This is a genomic window from Shinella sp., assembly GCF_052438155.1.
Classification (GTDB): domain Bacteria; phylum Pseudomonadota; class Alphaproteobacteria; order Rhizobiales; family Rhizobiaceae; genus Shinella.
In genome coordinates, this window is record NZ_JBQVPI010000102.1 from 1 (window position 1) to 1,568 (window position 1,568).

General features: G+C 58.2%; 1 protein-coding gene. It reads left to right on the forward strand.

The window, feature by feature from the left end:
* Window positions 1–556: 556 nt before the first annotated feature.
* Window positions 557–1,568 (forward strand): Ig-like domain-containing protein (locus ACT6VE_RS34810; protein ID WP_444802656.1); only part of this gene is annotated, 1,012 nt, incomplete at its 3' end.

The following is a 1,568-nucleotide window of genomic DNA, read 5'->3' on the forward strand; positions in this document are numbered from 1 at the left end:
TCTTCGTCATCCCACCTCACAAACGATCCGCACTGGCCACCCACATTCATCGCATCCGCGCAATGGCGCACTGGAAGTGCCGTCACCGGCGCGGCTGCTTGATAGCAGGCTGCCTGCGACAAAGACCGCTCAACGCTTGATAACGTGACAACTCCCGGTCAATTCATCGAGCCTATCTGTCCGCACTCAGGGGCGCACTCCAAACGTTACAGTGCCCCGTTGCCTCCCCAATCGTTGCAAGCCGCTGCGGACTGTTTGATTTTGTGCAACCGCACCTCTCACCGGTGATTGCAGATAGGGGGTATCTACACCGGCAAGCGAACTGACCTCCAGTCCATGCAGGACAACCGCGGCGCGCAGGTTAACGAGAACGGTTTGAAACATCAGTTTTTCAACGTGAACGGGTATTCAGGTCCTTTCCTTGAATGAGAAAATCCTGCAAGAGAGATTCGGTTGTTCTCAGGGGCTTAAAAGCAAAGAACAGCAAGACCGGCGGGGGCCAGTCGGCGGCACTATTGATTAATGAGTGCCGTCACAGAAGGGCGGGGATATTTTTATGAATTTTTTCAATGTTTTGCATGCACACAAATCGGAGAACGGCGCATCGCCGTTTAAACGCCTGCGTCCAGCGCTTCTCGCGTTTTGGGCAAAGCGTCTTACACAGCTTCTCTTGCCGCCCCTCCTGATTCTGGCCGCCATGACCTCGCTGGCGGTTCCGGCATGGGCCACCAAAGAGGGGCGAATGGCGCCGTTGAAGCTTTTGCTTGCAGTCGCTTTCGATGCCAGCGCGCGGGTGGCCTGGAATTTACGCCTCGCCTTTATGGCTGCTGCTGCGATTACCCTCTCGGTATCTGCAACCCATGCGACCGTCGTCGGAGCAAATGTGCTGCTACACTCGGCGGAAGCGGCATATAGCGATGGGCCATATGCCGTAGGCGCCGGTACGGAGTTCGATGTGTCTGGTGGCGGTCAGGCGATCCTTGTCGACGTAAACCCGATTGCCAGCACGGTTACGATCACGATGAATTATGATCAGCCGTGGAGCGTCAATTCATTCGACCTTCAATTTTCCGGCGGAACGCTGACGGAATTCACCTCCATCAGCGGAGCAGGCGGTACAGCGCCAAACGCGGGCCTCTATAGCGCCACGGCCAGTGCCAAAAAGATAACTTTCAATGTTCCCTATGCGCAAGATGGAAACGGAACCATTGTATTTTCCTTTGTGAGCCTGCCCCCCGGTCAGGCCACCCCGACAATTTCCGTCTCGGCGTCCAACAGCAATCCTACGTTCGGCGCGCCGGTAACCCTCACCGCCACGCTGGCCGGCGGCGCGTCGCCGACCGGAACCGTCACCTTCAAGGACGGCGCCGCCACGCTCGGCACCGGCACGATCTCCGGAACCACGGCGACCTTCAGCACCTCGGCCCTGGCACTCGGCGCGCGTTCCATCACCGCCGTTTATGCTGGCGATACCAACAATGCGACTGCCACATCGGCCGCCGCTACCGTTACCGTCGGACAGGCCACCCCGACAGTCACCCTCTCGGCCTCCAACAGCAATCCTACGT